Source organism: Bacillus altitudinis 41KF2b, assembly GCF_000691145.1.
Classification (GTDB): Bacteria; Bacillota; Bacilli; order Bacillales; family Bacillaceae; genus Bacillus; species Bacillus altitudinis.
The window spans coordinates 22,055-42,757 of the sequence record NZ_ASJC01000008.1; the positions used below are offsets into that span (position 1 = coordinate 22,055).

Genomic DNA, 20,703 nt, shown 5'->3' on the forward strand with positions numbered 1-20,703 from the left:
ATGTTGAGCGGAAAAGAAAATTAGAGGTGAACTTTTTTGGGACTTCATGTCGTTTTATATCAACCAGAAATTCCAGCTAATACTGGAAATATTGCGCGAACATGTGCAGCAACAAATACAACACTTCATCTGATTCGTCCGCTTGGTTTTTCGACAGATGATAAAATGCTGAAGCGTGCAGGACTCGATTATTGGAAATATGCCAATGTCGTCTATCATGATTCATTAGATGAATTGTTTGAGGCTCATCCGAAGGGGCAATTTTTCTATATCACAAAGTTTGGGCAAAAGCCGCATACAACGTTCGATTACTCGCAACTAGATGAAGACTACTTCTTCGTATTTGGCAGAGAGACAAGTGGATTGCCAAAAGATTTGATTGAACGGAATATGGATCGCTGTCTACGTTTACCAATGACAGAGCATGTTCGTTCACTGAATCTATCGAATACGGCAGCGATTCTTGTGTATGAGGCGCTTCGCCAGCAACAATACCGAGATTTGATATAAGAACATGATAAAAGCCGAGATCCCATCTCGCTTTCAGTGAATATGTAAGTGCTGAAAATATGAACGAAATGAAAAAGGATGTTCCGCTGATGGAACATCCTTTTTTTCATTTGCCAGGCTTGCCTTCGTAGCCAGCTGTGAAAATGGATACTAAAAACGTAATGATGACGCCCATCATAATGACCGTTCTCATATAAGCTCCCCCTTATCCCTTTGTTCCTTTGCTGCCGGTTTCATATGTTGCGAAGTTCGCCTTGAAAAGCAGGAGATGAAGATCATTTTTCTCCTGTTTTTCCTTTATTATGAAGGGTCTTGCGGATGGTTGTCAATTCAGTTTGCCAATTCGTCATTTTGAAGAACGAAAGCATGTAATAGGACGCCTCCGCATAGATTGTAAAACAGTATCTGATTTCTAGCTTCAATCTTGAAAGAGGAGGTTCATATGGATATTTTAAAGAAAATTGAACAGCACAGAGAAGAAGAGCAGCGACTGAAATGGGAAGGCACATTCAGCGAATATTTAGATATTATTAAAGAAAATCCACTTGTCGCTCAATCTGCTCATTCTCGCGTTTATCATATGATTAAGGACAGCGGGATTGAAGAGGAGAATGGGGTCAGAACCTACAAATTTTTTGATCAGGAGCTTTTTGGATTAGAGGAATCATTGGAAAGGCTAGTGGAAGAGTATTTTCACCCTGCGGCTAAACGTTTAGATGTCAGAAAGCGTATTTTATTGTTAATGGGTCCAGTCAGCGGCGGGAAATCGACGCTTGTCACAAGGCTGAAAAGAGGGCTGGAAGAGTATTCACTAACAGATCATGGCGCAGTCTATGCGATTAAAGGCTGCCCAATGCATGAAGATCCGCTTCATCTTATTCCGCAAAATCTGCGGGAGGATTTCTATAGAGAATACGGCATACGTGTGCAGGGGAATTTATCACCTTTGAACTTGATGAGGCTCGAAGAGGAATATGGCGGCCGCATTGAGGATGTGAGAGTGGAACGAATTTTTTTCTCAGAGGACAAACGGACCGGCATTGGTACCTTCAGCCCGTCTGATCCGAAATCTCAGGACATTGCCGACTTAACAGGAAGTATTGATTTTTCAACGATTGCTGAATTTGGTTCAGAGTCAGACCCGCGTGCGTACCGGTTTGATGGAGAGCTCAATAAAGCGAACCGTGGAATGATGGAATTTCAGGAGATGTTGAAGTGTGATGAGAAATTTCTATGGCATCTTCTTTCATTAACGCAGGAGGGAAATTTTAAGGCGGGGCGTTTTGCGTTGATTAGTGCGGATGAATTGATTGTTGCACATACGAATGAAACGGAGTACCGGTCATTTATTTCGAATAAAAAGAACGAGGCTTTACACTCAAGAATTATTGTGATGCCGATCCCTTATAATTTAAAGGTGACAGAGGAAGAACGTATTTATCATAAGATGATTTCAGAAAGTGATGTCTCAGATGTTCATATTGCACCGCATACGCTAAAGGTGGCTGCGATGTTCTCTATTTTGACAAGGCTGAAAGAGCCGAAGCGGTCTGATATCGATTTGGTGAAAAAAATGCGACTGTATGATGGGGAAAGTGTCGAAGGTTTCCAATCTGTTGATATTGATGAGATGAAAAAGGAATTTCATGACGAAGGAATGAGCGGAATTGACCCGAGATATGTCATTAACCGCATTTCATCCACCATTATTCGAAAGAACATGGAATCCATCAATGCACTGGATGTCCTCCGTTCCTTAAAAGAAGGACTCGATCAGCATCCATCGATCTCAAGTGAAGATCGGGAACGTTATTTGAATTTTATTTCTGTCGCACGAAAAGAGTATGACGATATGGCGAAGAAGGAAGTTCAAAAGGCATTTGTGTATTCCTATGAGGAGTCTGCGAAAACTCTCATGGATAATTACTTAGATAATGTTGAGGCGTACTGCAATAAAAACAAACTGCGTGATCCGTTAACAGGTGAAGAAATGAATCCTGACGAAAAGCTCATGCGTTCAATTGAGGAACAGATCGGCATTTCTGAAAACGCCAAAAAGGCATTCAGAGAAGAAATCCTCATTCGGATTTCAGCTTATGCGAGAAAGGGCAAACGCTTTGATTATAATTCTCATGAGAGATTACGAGAAGCCATTCAGAAGAAGCTCTTTGCCGATTTGAAAGATGTCGTGAAAATTACGACATCGACGAAAACCCCGGATGAGCAGCAGTTGAAGAAGGTCAATGAAGTAGTGGCGCGATTGATTGATGAGCATGGCTATAATTCCACAAGTGCAAATGAACTCTTAAAATATGTAGGTAGTCTTCTGAATCGTTAATAAATGAAGGAGGCATTATTGGCGCAAACCAGCACCAGTAATGTCTTTTTTAGAAATCGTCGTCATTTCGACGACGGCCAGCATACGATAATGGAATCGATGGTTACAAGAATTGTCCAAAAAGGTGAGGAGGGGGATGGATGTCCCGGCAAGAAAAAAGTCAGTTTATTGTGTCTCAGGAAGACTGGTCCCTCCATCGAAAAGGCTTTGATGACCAGCAGCGTCATCAGAAAAAAGTCAAAGAGGCGATTAAAAACAATTTGCCGGATCTTGTCACAGAGGAAAGCATCATTATGTCTAATGGCAAAGATGTGGTCAAAATTCCGATCCGTTCTTTAGATGAATATAAAATTCGGTACAACTATGATAAGAATAAGCATGTAGGTCAGGGGGATGGAGACAGCCAGGTTGGCGATGTGGTCGCTCGGGATGGATCTGACAGTAAGCAAGGGCAGGGAAAAGGGCAAGGTGCTGGAGATCAAGCCGGTGATGATTATTACGAAGCAGAAGTCTCATTAATGGATTTAGAGGAAGCGTTGTTTCGTGAGCTGGAGCTACCAAATCTTAAACAAAAGGAACTTGATGATATCGTTGTCGAGGAAATTGAGTTTAATGATATTCGCAAAACGGGGTTAACCGGTAATATCCATAAAAAACGCACAATGCTGTCAGCATTTAAACGAAATGCCATGACAGGAAGCCCTTCCTTTTATCCCATTTATCCAGAGGATATTAAGTATAAGACGTGGAATGAAGTCACCAAACCAGAATCGAAAGCGGTTGTCCTAGCGATGATGGATACGAGCGGAAGTATGGGGCTTTGGGAAAAATATATGGCGAGAAGCTTTTTCTTTTGGATGACACGTTTCTTGCGGACAAAGTATGAGACAGTCGAGATCGAATTCATTGCCCACCATACAGAGGCGAAGGTCGTAGATGAGGAGCACTTCTTTTCTCGGGGAGAGAGCGGGGGAACCATTTGTTCTTCTGTCTATCGAAAGGCACTAGAGCTCATAGACGAACGATATCCTCCGTCACGATATAATATTTATCCTTTCCATTTTTCTGATGGTGACAATTTGACCTCTGATAATGCACGGTGCGTGAAGCTCGTTTCTGAAATTATGAAAAAAGCCAATTTATTTTGTTATGGTGAAGTGAATCAATATAATCGGCATTCTACGTTAATGTCAGCATATAAACATATTCAGGATGAGAAATTTAAGCATTATATTTTGAAGCAAAAATCAGACGTTTTTCTCGCATTAAAAAAATTTTTTCAGCAGGAAGAAGTTCTTTCTTAAAGAGAACATTCAAAAAAACCTTTCAGCATAAGGGCTGAAAGGTTTTTTGTGTGGAGAAGGAAGGGATCACCAGAAAAAAAGTAAAACTTTCTCTTTGACATTTCAATTTTCATTTATTAATATTTAATCTTGTTAAATATAAGTTTTTCAAAAAAAGATGCCGATCGTCTTTTCTTCTTTTTCTGCTTTTTGCTCATAAGTGAACAATAAGTATAAATGGGCTGCACACCATTTTCAGCAGAGTAGAAAAAGTGGAAACAGGCAGCTCTATGAGCTTGTTTCATAATCTGTCAGATGATGGGCATTCTAAGTTTGCTAAAGCAGATGACACTATATTTTTATACATGAAAGGAGAAACAAAACATGAACAGAGGGCGTTTATTGCTAACGAATATTATTGGCCTTATTGTGATTCTTGCCATTATTGCCGGAGGTGCTTATTACTACTACGAAAGCACAAACTTCGTAAAAACAGATGAAGCAAAAGTGACAGGTGACATGTACCAAATTACAGCGCCAGCAGCTGGACAAATCAAAGGCTGGGACATCAATGAAGGTGACGAAGTGCAAAAAGACAGCACAGTTGCAAAAGTTGAAGGAGAAGCAAAAACAAACATTAAAGCAGTGGCTGATGGCACATTAGTCAAAAAAGAAGTACAAAACAACCAACAAGTGCAGCCTGGGACAGTTCTTGGTGAAACGATTGACCTAAGCAAGCTTTACATTACAGCGAATATTAAAGAAACAGACATTAAGAACATTGAAAAAGGCGACAAAGTGGACATCGTTGTAGACGGCGATCCTGATACAACATTTGAAGGAACAGTTGAACAAATTGGTTATGCAACAAACTCAACATTCAATATGCTGCCAGCAACAAACTCAAGTGGTAACTACACGAAAGTGACACAAAAAGTAGCAGTGAAAATTTCAATTAAAAATCCATCTGACAAAGTACTTCCAGGTATGAATGCTTCTGTCAAAATTTCATCTTAATGATGACTGATATCAAAAAATGAAAGGAGGTTGTCTGAGATGGCAAATCAACCTGCAGCGACAAAACAGGGAGCAGGCTCCTTGTCTTTACTGATCATTTTAATGGCCGGTTTGTTCGTAGCGATTTTAAACCAAACGCTTTTGAACGTAGCCATGCCCCATTTAATGACTGAATTTAATGTGAGTGCGACGACAATTCAGTGGCTTACAACAGGCTACATGCTTGTCAACGGTGTGCTCATTCCGTTATCTGCGTTTTTAATCACGCGTTTTGGCCAGCGCAGCTTATTCCTCGTGGCGATGATTTCATTTACACTAGGGACCTTTATTTGCGGTATTGCGCCAAACTTTTCTACGATGCTGATTGGTCGTTTGATTCAGGCAGTCGGTGGCGGTATCTTACAGCCGCTCGTCATGACAACAATCCTTTTTATTTTCCCTCCAGAAAACAGAGGGAAAGGAATGGGGATTTTTGGTCTTGCGATGATGTTTGCGCCAGCTGTCGGACCAACGTTATCTGGTTATATTATTGAACACTATTCATGGCGTATTATGTTTTATGGACTTGTACCAATCGGTGCGATTGTCATTATCGCGGCTTTCTTTATGTTTAAAAATATTGTAGAGCCTAAAAAAATCAAGCTGGACAGCCTTGGTGCGATTCTGTCGATCGTTGGTTTTGCTTCGCTTCTATACGGGGTGAGCGAAGCGGGAAGTGATGGATGGACAGATCCAATTGTTCTATCTACGATTATTGTTGGTGCGATTGCGATCATTCTCTTTATTTTCCAACAGCTAAAAGCGGATAATCCGATGCTTGATTTCCGCGTGTTTAAATACAGCATTTTCTCATTATCAAGTGTTATTAACATTATTATTACCGTTGCCTTATACACTGGGATGTTCTTACTTCCGATCTATTTACAGAACCTCGTTGGGTTTACTGCATTGCAATCGGGGCTATTAATGCTTCCAGGGGCACTTGCGATGCTCATTATGTCCCCAATTTCAGGGATCTTGTTTGATAAATTTGGACCTCGTCCACTTGCCATTGTGGGGATGCTGATTACAGTTGTCACCACATACGAGTTTACAAGGCTAACGATTGATACATCTTATAGTCACATTGTGCTCATGTATGCAGTACGTGCCTTTGGTATGTCACTCTTAATGATGCCAGTCATGACTGCTGGGATGAACCAATTACCGCAGCATTTAAACAGTCATGGTACAGCGATGTCAAATACACTGAGACAAATCAGTGGTTCGATCGGTACGAGTTTGATCACGACGATTTATACAAATCGCACGACATTCCATTATTCTAATATGGCAGATCAAACGAATACAGCTGATCCGTTCTTTATGAATTCATTCCAGGCGGCTGTCTCTAATGTGATGCACCATATGGGCATGACAGCAGAAGCTGCTCAAAAATATGTGTCGACCCAGCTCTTTACGAAAGCACAAGTTGATTCAAATGTGATGGGCATCAATGATGCTTACATGTGGGTGACATTATTCTGTGCAGCTGGTGTGATTCTCAGCTTGTTCCTGCGAGATGTACGTAAGGATAAAAAGCGAAAAGAAAAGCAGGATAAGAAACAAGAAATGACATTGCTTCCAGCACCTAAGGAAGCAAACCAAGATGCAAGATAAGTGTGGAGGGACCGTACATGAAAATTTATGTCGTATACGATAGTGAAGGTGACCATACAAAAGCACTTGCAGAAGCGATTGCAGCTGGCGCAGGTGAAACAGAGCAAGCTGAAGTGTTCATTGATCATGTGAAAGATGCGGATATCCGCAAGCTTGATCAAATGGATGCAATCATTTGGGGCTGCCCTGGTCACTTTGGTACCATTAGTTCTGGATTAAAGACATGGATTGACCGTCTTGGGTATTTATGGGCAGAAGGAAAACTCATCGATAAAGTCGGTGCCGTTTTCTGTACCACTGCGACAACACATGGCGGATTAGAAATGACGATGCACAATTTGATTACGCCGATGTTCCATCAAGGGATGCTTGTGGTCGGCCTTCCTGGAAATGTTCCAGAAAATGCGTTATACGGCTCTTATTATGGAGCAGGTGTGACGTGCCCGATTGATTCTGATGAAGTGATTTCTACAGAAGGCATTGAGCTGGGGAAAGCATTAGGAAGACGTGTAGCATCAGTCACTGCGTCATTTAAGCGATAAGGAGAGGGTTCTTTTGGCGACGATTATTGTAGCGTTAGTAGCTGCTGTTCTAGTCATTATCGGATTAGTAGCGTTCAATGTCAGACACGCTTCGGCCGAGAAGGAAGAGATCAAAGAAGATGTATCGAATCATCCTGACGTGCCGCATAGCGAGCCAGAAGTTGCGGCGAGACCTGTAGAGCCTGAAGTGGAAGAAAAAGCGTCAGAGCCTTCTCAGACAGATGATGCTCCGTCAGGTGATGATTTCTATAGACAGGCGCTTCAAAAGTTTAAACAGCCAGAACCACCTGTCAAAGAAGAAGAACCAGAGACGAAAATGAATGATGATATGTATCGTTCTGCTTTACAGAAACTAAAGCAGAAGGACAAATAAAAAGAGAACCTCTTGTCAGGTTCTCTTTTTTTATTACACAAAAAAACCGCCGGCATAAGCCGAGCGGTTTTCCTTCACTCTATAAAGTGCTAAAAGAGCAGATGCTCTTAAATTACGCTTTGTTAACGTTAGCAGCTTGTGGTCCACGGTTACCTTCAACGATTTCGAAAGAAACTGATTGACCTTCTTCTAAAGTTTTGAAGCCTTCGCCTTGGATAGCAGAGAAGTGAACGAATACATCGTCTTGACCTTCTACTTCGATGAATCCGAAACCTTTTTCAGAGTTGAACCATTTTACTTTACCTTCTAACATGAAATTTCCTCCTAAAGCGATCTTAACGCTTAAATTCACTATTCTTGCTCTTACACAAACTTCAAAGACGAAAACTCTTTCAAAACTTTCTTCTTAAAGATGATACGAACAAAAATAATTACCTTTACTTTACCAGTGTTTGCGGGAAAAAACAACTGTTATACGAAAACTTTTTTAAAAATAATTAGCGCTAACAAATTGAGGAAAAAGCCTATGTTAAGTGTTCTCTTTTTCGTCCAGAAAAGCTCACTTGGTTTCGGCCTGACTGCTTTGCTTTATAGAGCTCCTGGTCTGCAATAATCGGTAATTGTTTCATGTTTTCACTTGTTCCTGCATCATAAGCACATCCAATTGACACCGTAATGTGAATAGATGTTCCGTTTTGCAAATAAATTGGCTGATCCGCCATTTTTTTTCGTAAACGTTCCGCAATTTGCCATGTTTTTTCAACGGAACAATTCGGTAAAAGCACAGCAAATTCTTCACCGCCGATCCGCCCAATATAGTCAGAGCTTCTTGTGTTCTTAATCAGCCTTGTTCCGATTTCTTTTAAAACGATATCTCCCTCATGATGTCCATACTGATCATTGATGGTTTTGAAATAATCGATGTCTAGGTAAATCAAGGACATTTGATGGATAGGTTGCTTTAAGTTCAGAGAAAAAGCATCACTTAATATTTCATCGAATTTCCGTTTATTTAAAACACCAGTTAAAAAGTCATAATGAGCTTGGAATTTATACAAATTTAACATCTGATACGCTTTTGTTTGATGCTCAATGACATAAAAGTTAAATAAACCGGCAATATACGAGAAAATCCAATAGGCAGCATGCAGTTCAAACGATCTTTCATTGACGATGGAGATAAATAAACTAGTCGCAATGACGTTGCTCATGGTAATAGATAACAGCATTTTTACGATGTGATTGATATGACGCTCAGCAATTAAAAAAGAAGCTGTGGCGATAAATATCATGGAAAAAATATTAATGAAAGAAGCGACATTGGCTTCGATTAATAATCGGCCAATAATGATCACACAGGCTGCAATGAACGTTTGTGCAATGCCTCCATAAAATGCCGTTAAAATAAGGGGGATATGTCTTAAATCGATGATGGCTGGTCCTGCTTTAATAGAGAAAAACATTAAGAGGACACCGAGTAACCCAGAAATGATTCCTTTAAAAATTTGTCTGAGCAAGGTGTCTTCCTTTTTTAAAAAATTCTCTTTAAACACAAGCATCAATAAATAATGGAAAGTGACAAGAATTGTTAAATTAATAAAGAGGTCTCTTAGCAAAATAAAATCACCTTTTTAAAATTACTAAAATTTGTTGCAAAAGAAAAGGGGAAACAAGATAATTAATAAAAATTTCACTTATGAGGGGTTTAAAATGAGGAGAAAACAATTTCCAGATCGAACAGACTGGCTTTCTTTTTTTGAGACGTGGCCTGATGAAGGATTTGAACGAGATATGCCCATTGAATATCAAGATCTAACGTTTCGGTTTGAGAATGAGGAAGAGCGATTTGTGGTGACGATGTCTCTTGGAGTACAAGAATTTTCTTTGAAGGCTGTTCGAAAAAAGGACGCATCCGTTTTAGGAGTATATGCCTTTAAAACTGTGCGACATGTAGAAATAAAAAAGGATCGGCAGCATGAAAAAGAGCTGTTGATACTATTAGATGGTGTGGAACGGTTTGTTATCACGATCGAAATCACCTTCTTGCCTTCCTTCTGCATCATGGTGAAAGAGCATTTTTCAGGAGAATAAACAGGAGCCTTTCTGAAAAAAGGCTCCTGTTTTAGTTATTTGTGCTCGATGTCATTGAGTACTTGCTGAATAGATTCATCATCCATTACATTCATGACACTTTCATCAATGTGAAGAGACTGGGCGTAAGACTCTCTCGGCGGCTGATGAGTTTGGTATGTTTTTGATGATGTTTGATGCTGGCTTGTTTCATTAGGCTGGACAGCGCTGAATGCTTGCTTGATCATTTGTCCTACTTCAGCTGTGCCTTTTGAGTCTTTACGTGAATGCGAATGGGGCTCATGACGAGATGACTCATGCTGGTGTTGATCTTTGCCTTTCATCATTGAGGACAAATTCATTTGAGTCATGCTGCTTAGTCTTCTCCGTAATAGTGGTGAAAATAATGCAATGATGGCTGTTGATGCTGCGATCATTGCACCAGTACTCATGCCTTTTCTCTTTTTAAACAAACGAATCCCTCCATTTGATCGTGATGATACTTCTTCATCATGTTTAGGATGACCAATCAAGGCTGATTTATGAATTCATTGCTGAAATAGAGGATGTGTGCATAAAAAGTCTGCTGGATGAAAAACCTATGAGCAAAAGGAGGGAATCAATTGATGAATAAGAAATGGATGCTATCTTTATTACTCGTTCCAACATTGATCACTGCTGGGTGTGGAATGAACAACCAAGGCGATGAACGAAGAGGAACAATGAAACGACAGTATGAAAATGTCACATATAAGAACGACAACATGAGACAGGATCAACCAAATGTGCAAACACCTCAGAAGGTGAAAGTGGCAGATAAGGCATCAGAGCTTGTTGCCAACATGTCTGAAGTGAAAACAGCGAACGTACTTGTCACAGGGAAAAATGCATTTGTTGCTGTCGTGCTTGAAGGCAATAAAAGCGGAGATGTAACAGACGATTTGAAAAAGAAAATTTCTGACAAAGTCAAATCGACGGATCAACAAATTGATAATGTGTATGTATCTGCTAATCCAGACTTTGTCGATCGTATGGCAGGGTACGGAAAACGTATTAGAAGTGGAGAGCCAATTTCAGGATTCTTCGACGAGTTTACTGAAACGGTTCGACGTGTCTTCCCTGAATCTAAATAGCTACGACAAAAGCCGTATGTCATATGCGGCTTTTTTGTTTGGAACCGCACCTTGCGCACCTGACTGCATAAAGTAAAAAATATATCACCTCTTGTTGATCTTTGTTTTTTCATAGAAAGAGAAAGAGGTTGCAGGATGAATTCAGGTGGGGAGTAAATGAAAGCAAAACCGTCATTAATTCATAAAAAACTTGTAAGCGGAATGATTGCAGCAGGTTTGATTTTTTATGCGTTCACTGCGTACTTGATTTATGTAGCGTTCCAGCTGGCAGGGCAATATCTAGAGGAGCATTCTTCGCCTAAAACGGTCTTAACGGAAGGACTCAATAAGCAAGTCTATGAACATATTCGAATCTACTATGCAGACGATGAGAGCGCCTTTGTCGATCTGACCATAGAAGCGCTTGAGCAGGCAAAGAAGAGGACGATGTCAGTGTTTCAGTATGAAGCTGATAAACCGTTAGATATCATTTATTTTGATGATAAAGAGACGATTGAGCAATTTGCTGGCATCAAGCATATTACAGGTTTTTATTCTGATGTTGATCATATGATTGGATTATACCCAGATAAACGGGAAGAATTGTTGAAGAAAGAGACACTGCCTTTATACTTTTTCAACACGTTATTCATTCATGAGTATGCCCATTTCGTTTTCTATGAAAAGGTGCATGCATATAAGGTATCTCCAGTCGTCTTTCCCCTTTGGTTCCATGAAGGAACAGCAGAATGGACGGCCTATGATGTGCTGAATGCCACGTCTGAACGGTTTGACGTCATTCCTTTTAAATCTCTTTATTCTGATCAAGACTGGCAAGAATCTCGCACGACGTATGAGACAGATGTTTATTTACAAAGCTACTATATGATCTATGAGCTTGTGCAGCTTTATGGACGAGATGTCATACATGAGATCATGGAGGAAACGGCGAAAACTAGTCGTTTTGATAGAGGGTTTGAACAAGCGACAGGACAACGTCTCACAGATTTTGAAGAGCAATTTAAACTGAAATATCAAAGAAAAAACGGCTGACCTGAAAATCGGTTAGCCGTTTTTTTGTTTAATGAAGCGGTTTTTGCTGGTTGGCTTTGCTCGGCGGCATCTGCACTTGTCCCTGCATAGGGGCAAATGTAGATGTCATCGCTTGCATATCTTGCGCTGTAAGCTGCGGAACTTGATAATAGCTATGTTTGTTTTGATATAAGAAAATTTCATACGCCATTTCAATAAAGTTCGGGATTTGCGCTGCAAGCACACGTCGTACCACAGGATTTGTGACCTCTAATGCAGTCATTGAGAGTAATCCAGCATGAGATTTCACGAGACCAAGCATATGCCCTGTAATTCCCGCATCTTTTACATCCTGTAATGATTGATTTGGCTTCTTAGGCTGAGATGGTTTTATTCCGTATGTCACCTGCGTATGTTCGTTCATCATATAAGTAGATGTTTCTTCACTAGGCTTTTGACCAGTAGAAAAACAATCTACCGTGACGTTGTATTGGGACAATACAAATTGATATTGTCGATCTAAAATGTCGGATAATGCGGGATCTTGGATAAATTGTCGAAAGATCATGTATTGATCCAAAATATTAATGGTCCCTGCCAATACCTCATGTAAATCAAATAACTCATGCCCGCCATGATTGAATTGGGGCTGCTGGGCATGTCCTTGAACATTTGTCTGCTGATCGTTTTGCATAAAGAATCCTCCTTCTGTTTATACAGTCTGTTTTAATGTGAGGAAGTTTTCCTCCTTTCATGCAAAAAACATTATTTACAATTAGAGGGTTTTCTTCCTTTTTGTCGAAAAAATGTATCAGACGAATGAACATGGGGGTACCAGATGCAGGACAAAATCATTAATCGTTTGATAGAAGACGAACATGTGCAGGCACCAGTGATTGGCATCGGTGTTTCGCCGTTTGAACAGCATCATCTTGAGGCTTTTTTTCAATCATTTCCGCATGAATTAAATGCCTCTTTTATTGTTGTGCAAAATCATGTGACAGGCGATTGTGTAACTGATTTGGAAGCACTTGTTTTACCGATTGGCTACCGGGCAAAGCCGATTAAGCATGGTGAGAAAGTCATGAAAAATACGATTTATGTTTGTCCGCAGCATGCAGCTGTGACATTGACAGAAGACAAACGGCTACACATAACAGAGCAGCATCCTACAAACAAGGCGTGTGCTGTAAATTCGTTGTTTCAGTCACTTGCCAATGTGCAAAAGGAAGAGGCCTATGCGATCTTTTTTCAAAAAGGCTATTGTGTAGGAAGTGGTTTGCTTCAAATCGTTGAGCAAGGCGGTACAGCCATATCGTGCAGTGAGACAAATAGTGGGTTTGATCGTATGTATCATCAAACATTTCAAGACCCTTCTGCACTTGCGTCATATATAGCCAACATCATCAACGTTCCGCATACAGATGTTGCAGACCCTGTTTTGATCAGAATCATTGAACGTCTTGAAATGCATAAAGGAATTGCATTTTCAACCTATGAGAAGCGCAGACTGCTCTCTGTCATTCAAAAAAGAATGAGGAGTGCGAACCAATCGATCTCCTTATTGTCCGAGTACGATCGTTTATTAGAGAGAGAACCAGATGAGCTTGATCGCCTGCATGTACAGCTTTTAAGCGGCACGACTTCCTTTTTTAGAGATATGGAAGCCTTTCGAGTATGTGAACATCACATCATTCCGTCGATCATTGAAAACACAATGAAAAATGGGAAATCTCGATGCCGCATTTGGATTGCAGGATGTTCTACAGGTGAAGAAGCCTATTCTTTTGCGATGTTATTTTTAGAAGAAATGAAACGAAGACAAGTGTCCATTGAACTTCAAGTGTTTGCAACAGACATCAACCGGAAAGCCATCCAAAGTGCAAGCAAAGGTGTTTATTCGCTTGAGTCTATGGCACGGATGCCAGAAAAATGGAGGGCGCGATATTTCGAAAAAAAAGGTGACGCTTTTATTGTGAAGCAGTCGCTTAGAAAACATATTGTCTTTGCTCCTCACAATTTATTGATCGATTCACCTTTTATCCACCTCGATTTTATCAGTTGCCGAAATGTTCTGATGTACTTCCAGCCAGAAGTACAAAAACGAGTCTTATCTCGATTCCAATATGCACTAAAGGATCAAGGGATGTTGATATTAGGACCGAATGAAAAGGTACCCAATATCCCTCGTTTATTTCATTTGTTAAATGAAAAGTGGAACATTTACACCCACTCAAACGTTCCTAAATACAATGTAGGTCATACGGAGTTAAAAAAACGAGCTGTCCAATATATGAAAGAAGTAGAGCAGGAGTATGATGCATGTTTCATCATAGACGATTTCGAGAAAATCCTCGCGATATCAAACGGTGCCTATTCTTTCTTAGCGCATGCAGAAGTCTCAGATGAATTATGTGAATATGTAACCCCTGATTATATGAAAGAGATACTAAGTCAAAGCTTTCAAAAGGTGTGGACTGAAGAGACTGAGGTTGTCTTTCAACATGTCCTCATTTCGGAAAATGGAAGAAAGCAGTATGCAGATTTTACAGTAAAACATTTTGATCGCCGTTTTAAAGGAGTATACGTCATTCTCATTCGGAAGAGTGAGAGAGGAAAAAATCAAAAGAACGGCAGGGACAAAGGGATGTTAGAGCAGAATTCGGTTTATCAACAGCGAATTGTCGATTTAGAAAACGAGCTCAATGAGGTCAAACAAAAGGAGCAAGAAGCAAGGGCTCAATTAAAAGAAAAAAACAAGCAAATAGAAGTGCGCGAGAAAACAAACGAGCATTTTATTAATATCATCAACAACTTAAAGGTGACAAGAGAAGAACTGTACCGGCCGTCTGTGAAGCCAGAACTTGCCACGTTGTTTGTGGACCGGGAAATGAATATTCGCTATCACACTCCTACAGCTACCTCTTTATTCACTTCAGCTCAAACCCGGCACCAGCAAACGTTTCAGTCGATGGTGAAGAAGTTATCGAAGGAAATGCTCTATCATGATATTCAATCTGTCATTTCAGATAGGCGCGTGATCGAACGTGAAATTGAAACGAACGAAGGAGAACAATTCACGGTTCATATGACACCTTTCTATGATCAAGATCGCGAGGGAGCGGTGATGACCTGGATCAAAATGACCGAAATGACGAAATTGAAGCAGGCTCTTCATCTTGCGGTGACAGCACTTGATAACAGCCATATTCATATTGTGGTTGCAACGGGAGAAGGTGTTATTCAGTGTGTCAATCAGCGCTTTTGTCAGTTTGTACAGCAGCATGAATATGATTTGATCGGAAAAGATATTTTTTCTGTCTATTATGCGTTGTGTCAATGTGATGATCTAGTGAAACAATGGGACGTGTGTTTAAGAGAGGGCAGCTGGACAGGTGAGTTGTATTTTCAGGACTTATCAGGGCGTGAGCGATGGGAAAGAGTCTCTTTACACCGAATCGATGACCCTGACAAAATGCAGTCTACTGTCATGCGGATTTCGGAGGATATTACAAGTCAAAAACAGTCTGAGAAAATGCTGATGAAGTCTGAAATGCTGTCAGCAGTTGGACAGCTTGCAGCTGGTATTGCCCATGAGATACGTAACCCACTTACGTCGTTAAAAGGCTTTTTACAGCTAATGATTCAAAGTAAAAAGTATCAGAAGGATTATGCCGATGTGATGATGTCAGAGTTTAATCGGCTTGAGTCTATTATTAACGAATTCCTTGTGCTCTCTAGAAGCAAATCTGTTAAATTTGAACCGGTGAATGTGAACCTTCTCCTCGAAGAAGTCATTATGGTCGTTGAATCTCAGGCGGTCTTAAAAGGAGTGTCGATTCAAAAGAATTTGGCTCCCTCTTTGCCACATATTCAAGGCATTCCAAATGAACTGAAACAAGTGTTTCTTAACATTCTTAAAAATGGAATTGAAGCGATGGATGGAGTAACAGGTGTGATCCAAGTGACTTCATTATTGAAAAACGACCAAATGATGCTGATATTTGAAGATCAAGGAAAGGGCATACCAGAAGAGGAGATTGGGAAATTAGGCGAACCTTTTTACACAACGAAAGAAAAAGGAACGGGTCTTGGATTAATGATGACCATTAAGATTATTGAAAGTCATGGCGGTACCATTCGTTTTGAGAGCAAAAGCTTTGAAGGGACACGTGTGATTATTACGTTTCCAAGTAATTGAGATCAGCTTTACATGAAATCCATCCAGTCTCAATAATTGCTTTGTACACTAGAAGAGATGAAGTTCAAAGGGGAGAAATCTAATGAAACGTATACAATCCATTCGAATGGTCTGTTGTTTGATTTTGGTGATATTTAGTCTGCAATCTTTACTGCCTAGTATGATGACTGCTGAGGCGTTTTCTTCTTCTGAGAAAAAGGAGACTTTATGGAAACAAACAAAGCCGATGAACATAAAAAAAGCCCGAAAACTGATAGGAGAAACGGTAACGGTGAGCGGAATCGTAACAGCAGATCAATCCGCTATAGGGAATGGGAAACTATCAACATATATTCAAGACAAAACAGCTGGTCTCAATATTTATTCTGCGCAGCCTAAGAATTTTCCAGAACTGAAAGCAGGCATGAAGGTCACGGTGACTGGCAAGGTGACGACTTATAAAGGGCTCGTTGAAATTGTGCCAGATCAAGATCGTCTGAAGATAGATGCTGTAAATCAGCCATTGCCTTCGCCAAAGAAAGTTTCCATTAAACAATTGGAATCGGATCAGGCAAGCAAATATGAAGGAAGATTAGTGAAGGTAAAAGGCTATGTAGAACAGGCGCCAGATCAGCCGGCTGGCGGTGGATACAATGTGGCCATCATCGATAAAAAATATCATAGCACAGTCCTTAGAGTCATGGTTGATACGGGTGCAATTGATCAAGTGAAGACCGGAAAATGGTATGAGTTTACTGGCGTTTTAAGCAGATATGATACGCTGCAAGTACTTCCAAGACACAAAACCGATGTCAAATTGCTGAAGCACCAGCCAAAGCCGCCAAAAATCAAAAAAGAATATGAGGCAACGGTAGATCGTGTTGTGGATGGAGATACCATTCATTTGAAGAAGCCTGTGCTCGGCACAACAAAGGTACGCTTCGTGAATATGGACACACCAGAAACCTACCACAAGCCCAAAAATGAATTAGATCAAAACCAGCTGCGTTTTGGACAAAAAGCGACGGATTATTTAAAAACGCTTCTTTCAAGTGGTGATCGAGTCACATTAAAGATTGGCCCGGAAGCAAAGGATGGATATGGACGTCTTTTAGCTCAAGTCAAAACCAAAAAAGGGCTGAATACGAACCTAGAGCTTGTGAAAAAAGGATATGCCCCTACTTATTTCATCTGGCCTGTTGGAGATGAAAAAGAGTATCGGATGTTCCAGCAAGCAGTGAAAGATGCCAAGGAAAAAGGGCTTGGTATTTGGAATGAAGAAGATCCTCTGTTAGAACAGCCGTTTGAATTTAGAGCACGCGAGCAGAAAAAAGGGCTCACACGTTATGTGGGTGATTCATCTGCAAAAACCTACGTATCACCTGACAGCTGGAATGAGATCGATGTGGATAAACGTATCTTTTTTGCTTCTAAAGAAGAAGCAGAGCAGGCTGGATATCAGGCGTCAGAATCATCCAGTGAAGTTCCATTAACCATTTTAAGTATGAATGATTTGCATGGGAAAATTGATCAGCAATATGAGCTGGATGTAAAAGGTGATGGCAGTAAAGGAACATATGGACGGATGGATTATGTGGCGGCTTATATAAAACAAAAGCAAGCTGCGCAAAAAAATACACTGACAGTTCATGCAGGAGATATGATAGGCGGAAGCTCGCCAATATCTTCTCTTTTACAAGATGAACCAACCGTTGAACTAATGGAGAACATCGGCTTTGATGTTGGGACAGTTGGCAACCATGAGTTTGATGAAGGTGTGGATGAACTATTGCGCATCTTAAAAGGTGGAGATCACCCGAAAGGCACAAAAGGATACGATGGGCAGAATTTCCCGCTTGTTTGTGCAAACTGTGAATACAAGGATACTGGCAAACCACTTTTACCAGCCTATGAAATCATGGATGTCGAAGGAATTCCTGTGGCTTTTATCGGGGTTGTGACAACATCAGCGGCAGGTATGGTCATGCCAGAAGGAATTAAAGACATTCAATTTACTGATGAAGTCCAAGCTGTCAATGAAGCAACGAAAGAATTAAAGCAAAAAGGGATTAAAGCGATCGCGGTTCTGGCTCATATGACCGCCTCTCAAAATGGTGATACCATTACTGGAGAAAGCGCAAGGCTCGCCAAAGAAGGTGATGACGAAATTGATGTCATTTTCGCTGGCCATAATCACGAAGTGGTCAATGGAGAAGTGAATGGAAAATTAATTGTCCAAGCCTTTGAATACGGAAAGGCAATTGGAGAAGTCAATGTCACACTTGACCGGAAAACAAAAGATATTGTCAAAAAGAGTGCAAACATCCAGTATGTAGACCAGGCTGGTATTGAAAAGGATCAGGAAGCAGCGGACATTTTAGCCCATTACGGAAAAGAAGTGGAGCCGATTATTAGTGAGGTTGTTGGAGAAGCTGGCGTCAAGATGGAAGGTGGCTATTCCAATGATGGTGATACACCACTTGGCAACCTCATTGCGGATGGCATGAGATATTCAATGAAAAGTGACTTTGCCATGATGAATGGCGGCGGCATAAGACAAAATCTCGAAAAAGGACCGATTACTTGGGGTGATCTCTTTAATATTCAGCCATTTGGAAATGTGTTAGTGAAGCTGGACATCAAGGGGAAAGATTTAGTTGATATCATTGAAGCTCAAATATCTCCTCACTTTGGACCGGATTATAGCATTTCAGGCTTTTCTTATTCGTACGATCCGTTAACATATAAAGTAGTTGACTTAAAACTGCCTGATGGTTCTTCCGTTGATTTCGATAAAACGTATACACTCACAGTGAACAACTTCATGGCGACTGCCACTGGAAGTAAGTATGCACCGATTGGACGGCTAGGGAAAAATCCGGAAACAGGCCCAGAAGATTTAGAAGCAACGGTCGCTTTTGTAAAGAGCTTCGAGGGAGCTTCTATTGTGTATCAAAAAGAGGGCCGAATTCAACAAGTGAAACAAGAAGAAAAGGCAGCAGCAAGCTAAAGAATCATCAGCAAAGACAAAGGAGTTAACGCATGAAAAAATGGCTTGCAGTGATTGTTATGTCAGCGGGGATTGTGGTGCTTGGCTGGGGAATTTGGCAAATCGCTTCTACTCACTTACAAACAGCACATTCGTTAGAGGAAGCAAAGAAGGTCGTAAAAACTGATCAAGGAATGACAAAGAAAAAGTTTGCACCTGAAATGGGGAAAGCCTCTGGCATCCTGACCATTCCGAAATTAAAAGCCGATTTGCCAATTGTTGAAGGGACAGATGCGGACGACCTTGCCAAAGGCGTCGGTCATTACAAAGGCAGTTATTACCCTGATCAAAATGGACAAATCGTTTTGTCGGGACACAGGGATACGGTCTTCCGCCGGACTGGTGAACTGGATATTGGGGATCAGCTGAAAATCACTGTACCGTATGGTGAGTTTGTTTATGAAATTACGCATACGAAAATTGTGGATCAGCATGATACATCCATTATTACCTTACAAAATAAAAAAGAAGAGCTTGTGTTAACCACATGCTATCCATTTCATTTTGTCGGCAACGCACCAGAGCGGTACATTATTTATGCGAAAAGAGCATCTGTCTAACGTCAAAAGAGCCTGTATGATCAGGCTCTTTTTTCTACATATTGTCCATTAATTCAGCCATATCAGGTGGGAGCGGTGCTTCTATCGTCAGCTTTTCACCTGTGAATGGATGGTTCATGTCTACTTGTTTGGCATGAAGGGCGCATCTGTTTATCAGGTCACGCTTCCCGCCATATAATGTATCGCCAGCTAAAGGATGCCCGAGACTGCTAAGATGGACCCGAATTTGATGCGTTCTGCCTGTTTCTAATCGCAGCTTAACGGCCGTCATCTGTAAACGTTTATTGAGATGGAAGACCTCATAATGAGTCTTGGCGCTTTGACCAGTAGGAGAAACCCTCCTTCTGACGGCATGGTGTTTATCACGTCCAATGGCTGCTTGGATCGTTCCTTTCTTTTTCTTAAACAGTCCTTGTGCGATGGCAAGATACGTTCTGTTAATCGCTTTTTTTGAAAGCATTTGATCGAGTACAGCATGTGCCAACCTGTGTTTGGCAAAAATGACGGTGCCGCTTGTATCTTGATCCAGCCTATGTATATGTCTGACCCGCTTTTCTTCTCCATTTGCTTGAAAATGGAAAGCGACTAGATTCGCCAGCGTACCTGTTTGTCCTTTTTCATTTGGATGCGTCGGTCTTCCAGCAGGCTTTTGGACAACTAATAAATGCTCGTCTTCAAAGAGTACCTCTAATTCACCGTATTCTGGCGTCACATCACTTTCTTCCGTCTCAAATAAATCAATGAGAATCTGATCACCTGTACTCACTTTTGCAGCATGGTGGGCAGGTTTTTGATTGAGACGGACTTTTTGGTGCTCCATCCAAAAATGGATAATCGGTTTAGAGGCAGACACTTCGTCTTTTAAAAATTGACTTAAGGAAATGCCATTTTGCTGCTCACCTACTTTTAGGGAGAGCGTGTGTCCTTTTATGATCATGATATTCGTCCTCTCTTTGGGTATATATAGGAAACACTTAC

General features: G+C 40.8%; 18 protein-coding genes. 13 read left to right on the forward strand and 5 right to left on the reverse strand.

The window, feature by feature from the left end; translation table 11 throughout:
* The first annotated feature begins 36 nt into the window (after window positions 1–36).
* The 7 genes from trmL (at window position 37) to BA79_RS13830 (ending at window position 7,722) form a co-directional block, all read left to right on the forward strand.
* Window positions 37–510, forward strand: a complete 474-nt coding sequence (gene trmL / locus BA79_RS13800; protein ID WP_003211950.1) for a tRNA (uridine(34)/cytosine(34)/5-carboxymethylaminomethyluridine(34)-2'-O)-methyltransferase TrmL — start codon at window positions 37–39, stop codon at window positions 508–510.
* Window positions 511–952: 442 nt separating this feature from the next.
* Window positions 953–2,848, forward strand: a complete 1,896-nt coding sequence (locus BA79_RS13805; protein ID WP_017360374.1) for a PrkA family serine protein kinase — start codon at window positions 953–955, stop codon at window positions 2,846–2,848.
* Between the two features lie 140 nt (window positions 2,849–2,988).
* A complete protein-coding gene (gene yhbH / locus BA79_RS13810; RefSeq protein WP_007497035.1) occupies window positions 2,989–4,152 on the forward strand; it encodes a sporulation protein YhbH in 1,164 nt (387 codons plus the stop codon).
* A gap of 363 nt (window positions 4,153–4,515) precedes the next feature.
* A complete protein-coding gene (locus BA79_RS13815; protein ID WP_007497037.1) occupies window positions 4,516–5,148 on the forward strand; it encodes a biotin/lipoyl-containing protein in 633 nt (210 codons plus the stop codon).
* A gap of 39 nt (window positions 5,149–5,187) precedes the next feature.
* Complete coding sequence (locus BA79_RS13820) at window positions 5,188–6,807, forward strand: DHA2 family efflux MFS transporter permease subunit (RefSeq protein WP_017366903.1); 1,620 nt, start codon at window positions 5,188–5,190, stop codon at window positions 6,805–6,807.
* Between the two features lie 17 nt (window positions 6,808–6,824).
* Entirely contained in the window at window positions 6,825–7,349 is a 525-nt protein-coding gene (locus BA79_RS13825; protein ID WP_017366904.1) for a flavodoxin family protein, read from the forward strand.
* A 13-nt stretch (window positions 7,350–7,362) separates the two neighbouring features.
* Window positions 7,363–7,722, forward strand: a complete 360-nt coding sequence (locus BA79_RS13830) for a hypothetical protein (RefSeq protein WP_017360371.1) — start codon at window positions 7,363–7,365, stop codon at window positions 7,720–7,722.
* 112 nt (window positions 7,723–7,834) lie between these two features.
* Here the strand turns inward: BA79_RS13830 and cspB are convergent, their stop codons facing one another.
* Both cspB and BA79_RS13840 read right to left on the reverse strand, forming a co-directional pair.
* Complete coding sequence (gene cspB, locus BA79_RS13835; protein ID WP_008349061.1) at window positions 7,835–8,035, reverse strand: cold shock-like protein CspB; 201 nt, start codon at window positions 8,033–8,035, stop codon at window positions 7,835–7,837.
* 211 nt (window positions 8,036–8,246) lie between these two features.
* The gene (locus BA79_RS13840; RefSeq protein WP_035703386.1) at window positions 8,247–9,338 is read right to left on the reverse strand and encodes a GGDEF domain-containing protein; all 1,092 of its coding nucleotides are present in this window, start codon (window positions 9,336–9,338) and stop codon (window positions 8,247–8,249) included.
* Window positions 9,339–9,432: 94 nt separating this feature from the next.
* Between BA79_RS13840 and BA79_RS13845 the strand changes: the two genes are divergently transcribed.
* Window positions 9,433–9,813 (forward strand): hypothetical protein, encoded by a 381-nt coding sequence (locus BA79_RS13845; RefSeq protein WP_008349057.1) that lies wholly within the window; start codon window positions 9,433–9,435, stop codon window positions 9,811–9,813.
* A gap of 35 nt (window positions 9,814–9,848) precedes the next feature.
* Here BA79_RS13845 and BA79_RS13850 read toward each other — a convergent pair whose 3' ends face one another.
* Window positions 9,849–10,265 carry a hypothetical protein gene (locus tag BA79_RS13850; protein WP_035703388.1) on the reverse strand — a complete coding sequence of 139 codons (417 nt, stop codon included), beginning with the start codon at window positions 10,263–10,265 and terminating at the stop codon, window positions 9,849–9,851.
* Window positions 10,266–10,418: 153 nt separating this feature from the next.
* On the opposite strand from BA79_RS13850, the gene BA79_RS13855 reads away from it, so the two are divergent.
* Window positions 10,419–10,925 carry a YhcN/YlaJ family sporulation lipoprotein gene (locus BA79_RS13855; protein WP_008349054.1) on the forward strand — a complete coding sequence of 169 codons (507 nt, stop codon included), beginning with the start codon at window positions 10,419–10,421 and terminating at the stop codon, window positions 10,923–10,925.
* Between the two features lie 156 nt (window positions 10,926–11,081).
* On the forward strand, window positions 11,082–11,957 hold the full coding sequence (locus BA79_RS13860; protein WP_035703391.1) for a hypothetical protein: 876 nt from the start codon (window positions 11,082–11,084) through the stop codon (window positions 11,955–11,957).
* 28 nt (window positions 11,958–11,985) lie between these two features.
* On the opposite strand, the gene BA79_RS13865 is transcribed toward BA79_RS13860, so the two are convergent.
* Window positions 11,986–12,630, reverse strand: coding sequence for a spore coat protein (locus tag BA79_RS13865; RefSeq protein ID WP_035703393.1), 645 nt, complete (start codon window positions 12,628–12,630; stop codon window positions 11,986–11,988).
* 144 nt (window positions 12,631–12,774) lie between these two features.
* On the opposite strand from BA79_RS13865, the gene BA79_RS13870 reads away from it, so the two are divergent.
* The 3 genes from BA79_RS13870 to BA79_RS13880 all read left to right on the forward strand — a co-directional run bounded on the left by BA79_RS13870 (window position 12,775) and on the right by BA79_RS13880 (window position 19,725).
* The gene (locus BA79_RS13870) at window positions 12,775–16,137 is read left to right on the forward strand and encodes a CheR family methyltransferase (protein ID WP_035703395.1); all 3,363 of its coding nucleotides are present in this window, start codon (window positions 12,775–12,777) and stop codon (window positions 16,135–16,137) included.
* A gap of 82 nt (window positions 16,138–16,219) precedes the next feature.
* Window positions 16,220–19,126, forward strand: coding sequence for a 5'-nucleotidase C-terminal domain-containing protein (locus BA79_RS13875; protein WP_035703397.1), 2,907 nt, complete (start codon window positions 16,220–16,222; stop codon window positions 19,124–19,126).
* A 32-nt stretch (window positions 19,127–19,158) separates the two neighbouring features.
* The gene (locus tag BA79_RS13880; RefSeq protein ID WP_035703399.1) at window positions 19,159–19,725 is read left to right on the forward strand and encodes a class D sortase; all 567 of its coding nucleotides are present in this window, start codon (window positions 19,159–19,161) and stop codon (window positions 19,723–19,725) included.
* Between the two features lie 34 nt (window positions 19,726–19,759).
* Here BA79_RS13880 and BA79_RS13885 read toward each other — a convergent pair whose 3' ends face one another.
* On the reverse strand, window positions 19,760–20,662 hold the full coding sequence (locus tag BA79_RS13885) for an RluA family pseudouridine synthase (protein ID WP_025207003.1): 903 nt from the start codon (window positions 20,660–20,662) through the stop codon (window positions 19,760–19,762).
* Between the last annotated feature and the right edge of the window lie 41 nt (window positions 20,663–20,703).

Coding starts and splice junctions, on each gene's coding strand:
- BA79_RS13805 (WP_017360374.1), top strand. CDS start 953: ATGGATATTTTAAAGAAAATTGAACAGCACAGAGAAGAAGAGCAGCGA.
- yhbH (WP_007497035.1), top strand. CDS start 2,989: ATGTCCCGGCAAGAAAAAAGTCAGTTTATTGTGTCTCAGGAAGACTGG.
- BA79_RS13815 (WP_007497037.1), top strand. CDS start 4,516: ATGAACAGAGGGCGTTTATTGCTAACGAATATTATTGGCCTTATTGTG.
- BA79_RS13820 (WP_017366903.1), top strand. CDS start 5,188: ATGGCAAATCAACCTGCAGCGACAAAACAGGGAGCAGGCTCCTTGTCT.
- BA79_RS13825 (WP_017366904.1), top strand. CDS start 6,825: ATGAAAATTTATGTCGTATACGATAGTGAAGGTGACCATACAAAAGCA.
- cspB (WP_008349061.1), bottom strand. CDS start 8,035: ATGTTAGAAGGTAAAGTAAAATGGTTCAACTCTGAAAAAGGTTTCGGA.
- BA79_RS13845 (WP_008349057.1), top strand. CDS start 9,433: ATGAGGAGAAAACAATTTCCAGATCGAACAGACTGGCTTTCTTTTTTT.
- BA79_RS13855 (WP_008349054.1), top strand. CDS start 10,419: ATGAATAAGAAATGGATGCTATCTTTATTACTCGTTCCAACATTGATC.
- BA79_RS13860 (WP_035703391.1), top strand. CDS start 11,082: ATGAAAGCAAAACCGTCATTAATTCATAAAAAACTTGTAAGCGGAATG.
- BA79_RS13865 (WP_035703393.1), bottom strand. CDS start 12,630: ATGCAAAACGATCAGCAGACAAATGTTCAAGGACATGCCCAGCAGCCC.
- BA79_RS13870 (WP_035703395.1), top strand. CDS start 12,775: ATGCAGGACAAAATCATTAATCGTTTGATAGAAGACGAACATGTGCAG.
- BA79_RS13875 (WP_035703397.1), top strand. CDS start 16,220: ATGAAACGTATACAATCCATTCGAATGGTCTGTTGTTTGATTTTGGTG.
- BA79_RS13880 (WP_035703399.1), top strand. CDS start 19,159: ATGAAAAAATGGCTTGCAGTGATTGTTATGTCAGCGGGGATTGTGGTG.
- BA79_RS13885 (WP_025207003.1), bottom strand. CDS start 20,662: ATGATCATAAAAGGACACACGCTCTCCCTAAAAGTAGGTGAGCAGCAA.